Origin of the sequence: Pseudomonas sp. PS02303 (genome assembly GCF_029959925.1) — a bacterium.
In the GTDB taxonomy this organism is placed as follows: Bacteria; Pseudomonadota; Gammaproteobacteria; order Pseudomonadales; family Pseudomonadaceae; genus Aquipseudomonas; species Aquipseudomonas mandelii.
In genome coordinates this window covers 1-5,136 of the sequence record NZ_JASCOM010000346.1, presented here as the reverse complement: position 1 = coordinate 5,136, position 5,136 = coordinate 1, and the positions used below count along the sequence as shown (strand labels likewise).

The 5,136-nt window shown below is 58.5% G+C and carries 6 protein-coding genes; 3 read left to right on the top strand and 3 right to left on the bottom strand.

Annotation, left to right across the window (positions count from 1 at the left end):
• Positions 1–92: 92 nt before the first annotated feature.
• Entirely contained in the window at positions 93–302 is a 210-nt protein-coding gene (locus QMX98_RS32260; RefSeq protein ID WP_010462862.1) for a cold-shock protein, read from the bottom strand.
• Positions 303–469: 167 nt separating this feature from the next.
• On the opposite strand from QMX98_RS32260, the gene plsB reads away from it, so the two are divergent.
• Genes plsB through QMX98_RS32245 form a run of 3 tightly spaced genes read left to right on the top strand, consistent with a single transcriptional unit; the run spans position 470 to position 4,142 of the window.
• Positions 470–2,971, top strand: a complete 2,502-nt coding sequence (gene plsB / locus QMX98_RS32255; RefSeq protein WP_010462864.1) for a glycerol-3-phosphate 1-O-acyltransferase PlsB — start codon at positions 470–472, stop codon at positions 2,969–2,971.
• 54 nt (positions 2,972–3,025) lie between these two features.
• Complete coding sequence (locus QMX98_RS32250; RefSeq protein ID WP_010462866.1) at positions 3,026–3,424, top strand: YbaY family lipoprotein; 399 nt, start codon at positions 3,026–3,028, stop codon at positions 3,422–3,424.
• Positions 3,425–3,452: 28 nt separating this feature from the next.
• Positions 3,453–4,142 (top strand): DUF4197 domain-containing protein, encoded by a 690-nt coding sequence (locus QMX98_RS32245; RefSeq protein WP_083374919.1) that lies wholly within the window; start codon positions 3,453–3,455, stop codon positions 4,140–4,142.
• 69 nt (positions 4,143–4,211) lie between these two features.
• Here the strand turns inward: QMX98_RS32245 and QMX98_RS32240 are convergent, their stop codons facing one another.
• Together QMX98_RS32240 and QMX98_RS32235 are read right to left on the bottom strand one after the other, a co-directional pair.
• A complete protein-coding gene (locus tag QMX98_RS32240; RefSeq protein WP_077748318.1) occupies positions 4,212–4,601 on the bottom strand; it encodes a DUF6124 family protein in 390 nt (129 codons plus the stop codon).
• A 27-nt stretch (positions 4,602–4,628) separates the two neighbouring features.
• A complete protein-coding gene (locus QMX98_RS32235; protein ID WP_282411952.1) occupies positions 4,629–4,976 on the bottom strand; it encodes a hypothetical protein in 348 nt (115 codons plus the stop codon).
• Positions 4,977–5,136: the final 160 nt, after the last annotated feature.

The following is a 5,136-nucleotide window of genomic DNA, read 5'->3' as shown; positions in this document are numbered from 1 at the left end:
AGGCTTGCCCGCGAAGCTTTTAGCGCCAGTGATGACGCCTTCGCGGGCAAGCCTCGCTCCCACAGGTTTTTTGTGTGGTCTGAGGAGTGGGGTTACAAACCCACCACATCCTCTGCCTGCAAGCCTTTCTCGCCGGTCACCACGGCGTATTCCACCTGCTGACCTTCAGCCAGCGAGCGATGCCCTTCGCCGCGGATCGCGCGGTAGTGCACGAACACGTCCACCCCGTCCTCGCGCTGAATGAAGCCGTAGCCCTTGGCGTCGTTGAACCACTTCACATTGCCGGTTTCGCGCGTAGCCATGAATCGATACCCCCTTCTTTTTATTGTTGAGGCGCCGAGTATATGACAGGCGCCAAAACTCTCAACTCAACTTTACTTACCCGCTTTTTTGCCGATTTTCGACGAATACGGCACACTATCGGCCGCCCGAGCAATTGCTTGGTTTTACTCACTCACGCAGAAGCCGTATGACCCGTTCCCCGTTCCGCCGTCTTGTTTTTGGCACCCTGCGCCGACTGCTCTATCTCTGGGTTCGCTCGGAGACGATCAACCAGTCGTCGTTCACCCTCAACCTCGACCGCAGTCGTCCGGTGTTCTACGTCCTGCAAAACCCTTCGCTGACCGACCTGGCCGTGGTCGACACCGAATGCAGCAAAGCCGGCCTGCCCCGCCCGGTGCTGCCTGTGTCGGTGGGTAATCTGGTGGAACCCGCCGCATTTTTCTACCTGACACCGGAACCCGACTGGCTCGGCCGACAGGACAAACGTGGTGCGCCGCCCGCCCTGACCCGCCTGGTCAGTGCCCTGAGCCAGAACGCCGCCGAAGACGCGCAGATCATTCCGGTCAGCGTGTTCTGGGGGCAGTCACCCGACAGCGAATCGAGCCCGTGGAAATTGCTCTTCGCCGACAGTTGGGCCGTTACCGGTCGCCTGCGTCGATTGCTGAGCGTCATCGTGCTGGGGCGCAAGACCCGCGTGCAGTTCTCGGCACCGATTCACTTGCGAGAGCTGATCGACCATAACAAAGGCCACGAGCGCACGGTGCGCATGGCCCAGCGGATCCTGCGGGTACACTTCCGCAACCTGAAAGCCGCGGTGATCGGCCCAGACATTTCCCACCGTCGCAACCTGGTCAAAGGCCTGCTCAATCAACCGCTGGTCAAGCAAGCGATCCTCGACGAAGCCGAGCGCGAGAACATCTCTCCGGAGAAAGCCAAGGCCCAGGCGCTGCGCTATGGCAACGAGATCGCTTCGGACTACACCTACACCGCGATCCGCTTCCTGGAAGTAGTGCTGAGCTGGTTCTGGAACAAGATCTACGACGGCATCAAGGTCAACCACATCGAAGGCGTGCAGAAAGTTGCCCAGGGCCACGAAGTGATTTACGTGCCGTGCCACCGCAGCCACATCGACTACCTGTTGCTGTCCTATTTACTGTTCCGCAATGGCCTGACCCCGCCGCACATCGCCGCCGGGATCAACCTCAACATGCCGGTGATCGGCAGCCTGCTGCGTCGTGGCGGCGCGTTCTTCATGCGCCGCACCTTCAAGGGCAATCCGCTGTACACCTCGGTATTCAACGAATACCTGCACACTCTGTTCACCAAAGGTTTCCCGGTCGAGTACTTCGTCGAGGGCGGCCGCTCGCGCACCGGGCGCATGCTGCAACCGAAAACCGGGATGCTGGCAATTACCCTGCGCAGCTTCCTGCGTTCATCGCGCATGCCCATCGTGTTCATTCCGGTCTACATCGGCTACGAGCGTGTGCTGGAAGGCCGAACCTACCTCGGCGAACTGCGTGGTGCGAGCAAGAAGAAAGAATCGATCTTCGACATCTTCAAAGTCATCGGTGCGCTCAAGCAGCGTTTCGGCCAGGTGGCGGTGAACTTCGGCGAACCGATCAAACTCGCGGAATTCCTCGACAGCGAACAGCCCGACTGGCGTAAACAGGAACTCGGCCCGCAGTTCAAACCGGCCTGGCTCAACGAAACCACAAACCGTCTCGGCGAAAAAGTCGCACAGCATCTGAACGAGGCGGCGGCGATCAACCCGGTCAACCTGGTGGCCCTGGCGTTGCTGTCCACCACCCGCCTGGCGCTGGATGATCGCGCCATGGCGCGGGTGCTTGATTTGTATCTGGCGCTGTTGCGCAAGGTCCCGTATTCGCCGCACACCACGCTGCCGGACGGCGACGGCCGGGCGTTGATCGAGCATGTGAAGGACATGGACCTGTTGTCCGAGCAAAGCGATGCCCTGGGCAAGATTTTGTATCTGGACGAGCAGAACGCCGTCCTCATGACCTACTACCGCAATAACGTGCTGCACATCTTCGCCCTGCCCGCCTTGCTCGCGAGTTTCTTCCAGAGCGCCTCGCGCATGAGCCGCGAACAGATCCTGCGCTACACCCGGGCGTTGTATCCGTACCTGCAATCGGAGCTGTTCATTCGCTGGTCGCTGGACGAGCTGGATGGCGTGATCGATCAATGGCTCGAAGCGTTCGTCGAGCAAGGGTTACTGCGTTTCGAGAACGACGTGTACCTGCGCCCGGCGCCGAGTTCGCGGCATTTCGTGTTGCTGACGTTGTTGTCGAAGAGCATCGCCCAGACACTGCAACGCTTCTACATGACCGTGTCCCTGCTGCTCAACAGCGGCCAGAACAGCATCAGCGCCGAAGAACTGGAAGACCTGTGCACCGTGATGGCCCAGCGCCTGTCGATCCTGCACGGGCTGAATGCCCCGGAGTTCTTCGACAAGAGCCTGTTCCGCCACTTCATTCAAACCATGCTGGATCTTGACGTGCTCAAACGCGACGAAGCCGGCAAGCTGAGTTATCACGAACTGCTGGGCGAACTGGCCGAAGGCGCGGCGAAACGGGTGTTGCCGGCGGAGATTCGTTTGTCGATCCGTCAGGTGGCATTGCATCGCAGCGAAGATGCGGCGGATCAGGTCGCCCCTCAGCCCGAGGCTTAATGTAATCCCTGTGGGAGCGAGCTTGCTCGCGCCCACATTGACCGGAGATCGGCGATGAAAAAACTCTCTTTGTTGGCAATGACCACTTTATTGGGCGCCTGTCAGACGATGCAACCCGCCGCTAAAACCGCCCTCGATGGTGAAGTCTTCTACCTGCAACGCATTGCCCTGCCACCGAGCGCCACCTTAAGCGTCAGCTTGCAGGACGTGTCCCTGGCCGATGCACCTGCCGTGGTCCTCGACGAACAGAAAGGTCCGGTCAAAGGCCAGGTGCCCCTGCCGTTTCATCTGAGTTACGATCCGGCCCAGGTCAAACCCGGCCATCGCTACTCCGTCAGCGCGCGCATCGAAGTCGGCGGCAAACTGATGTTCATCACCACCGAACACCACGCCGTACAGCTGGATGGCAGCGATCCGCAGCCACTGAAAATCCGCGTCGACGCCATTCGCTAATGTCTCTTTTTTGAACAAGGAAGCCGCCATGCTCCGCCCTACCCTTCGCTTTGCCGGCCTGTGTGCAGGCTTGATGATCTCCGCCAGCGCACTGGCGCTGTCGCTCAATGACCTGTCGCAAAAAGACGCCACCGGTGGCCTCAAGGATGCCCTGACCCAAAGCGCGCAACTGGCCGTCAAACAACTCGGCACGCCGGGCGGCTTCAGCAACAACCCGGACGTGAAAATCGAACTGCCGGGCAAACTGGGCAAAGTCGCCAGCAAAATGAAACAGTTCGGCATGGGCGATCAGGTCACTGAGCTGGAAACCAGCATGAACAAAGCGGCCGAAACCGCCGTGACCCAGGCCCAGCCAATACTGGTAGACGCCGTGAAGAAGATGAGCGTCGATGACGCCAAAGGGATTCTCAGCGGCGGCAACGACTCGGCCACCCAGTACCTGAGCAAAACCAGCCGCGAACAGATTCGGGTCAAGTTTCTGCCGATCGTGAAACAAGCCACCGATCAGGTCGGCCTGGCCAAGCAATACAACACCTTCGCAGGCCAGGCAGCGACCATGGGCGTGCTGGATACCAAGAACGCCAACATCGAAAGCTACGTGACCGAGCAGGCACTGAACGGCTTGTTCGAGATGATCGGCAAGCAGGAAGAAGCCATTCGCAAGAACCCTGCGGCGGCGGCGACGAGTCTGGCGAAGAAGGTGTTTGGTACGCTTTAATTCCAGGCAATTGAAACTCGCAAAAAAGCCCACTGGTCTTTACAGGTCAGTGGGCTTTTTCCGTTTGCGCTACTGGTGCGGATCAACCTGATCCAGAACGCGATTTACCGATAACTCCGCCAGCGAAATCATCTGTTGAACCGCCAACATAAGATTGCATGTCGGTCCGTTCAGACCGAAGGCTAACTCACTGGCCATCACATTTGCCGAAGCGAGGGTTTCGCAGGCGTGAGCCAAAAGGGTTTCGGAATCAACGTTGGGGGCGATGACGAAAACCGAGCTGGGACGACGGTCAGCTTTAGCCTTTTTTTCGGGTGGTGGCGCCAAATAGTGATCAAGAGCGCGAATTGCCGCGTCGTGGAGTTTTTTGGAATCGAGAAAGGCGTAAGGGGAAACCGGGTCGGTTTCTTTTTCCAGTTCTGCTTCCGTGTCTGGAGGATTTGGGCTGTCTTTAATCATCGTGTAACTCCTGAAGTAGTGGAGCTGTCACCGTTCGCTGCGAAACGAACATAAGGTGGCAGCTGTACGCAGGTTCGCAGACCGGGACTTCAGGAACCCGGCAGACCCGAAGATCTCCCGCGCACAGCCGCCATAACACAGGCATAAAAAAACGCCCGCTTTCGGATGGTGGACGCTGTGCGTCTGAAGTTTAACCGGGCTGCGAAACCCGGTCGCTGCTTTTTGCAGCGACACCCAAAAGCCTAGAGATCGCGCTTCCGACAGACAACCTGAAAATTTCGTGGGAAGGTTCTGATGTTTTGGCAGATCTTTAAACATAGTCGCCTGCCAGATCGCCATCGCGGGGTTCTGATGTTTTGGCAGATCTTTAAACATAGTCGCCTGCCAGATCGCCATCGCGGGCAAGCCCGCTCCCACAGGGTTTTGTGTCGTACACGGTATTTGTATTCAGAAGATTAACTGTGGGAGCGAGCCTGCTCGCGAAAGCGGTCGTCCATTTGCGAAATGTATTGCCTGACACGACGCCATCGCGAGC

What these genes read in the sequence shown, in the direction of transcription:
- QMX98_RS32260 (WP_010462862.1), bottom strand. Translation starts at nt 302, where the DNA reads ATGGCTACGCGCGAAACCGGCAATGTGAAGTGGTTCAACGACGCCAAG.
- QMX98_RS32250 (WP_010462866.1), top strand. Translation starts at nt 3,026, where the DNA reads ATGAAAAAACTCTCTTTGTTGGCAATGACCACTTTATTGGGCGCCTGT.
- QMX98_RS32235 (WP_282411952.1), bottom strand. Translation starts at nt 4,976, where the DNA reads ATGTTTAAAGATCTGCCAAAACATCAGAACCCCGCGATGGCGATCTGG.
- plsB (WP_010462864.1), top strand. Translation starts at nt 470, where the DNA reads ATGACCCGTTCCCCGTTCCGCCGTCTTGTTTTTGGCACCCTGCGCCGA.
- QMX98_RS32245 (WP_083374919.1), top strand. Translation starts at nt 3,453, where the DNA reads ATGCTCCGCCCTACCCTTCGCTTTGCCGGCCTGTGTGCAGGCTTGATG.
- QMX98_RS32240 (WP_077748318.1), bottom strand. Translation starts at nt 4,601, where the DNA reads ATGATTAAAGACAGCCCAAATCCTCCAGACACGGAAGCAGAACTGGAA.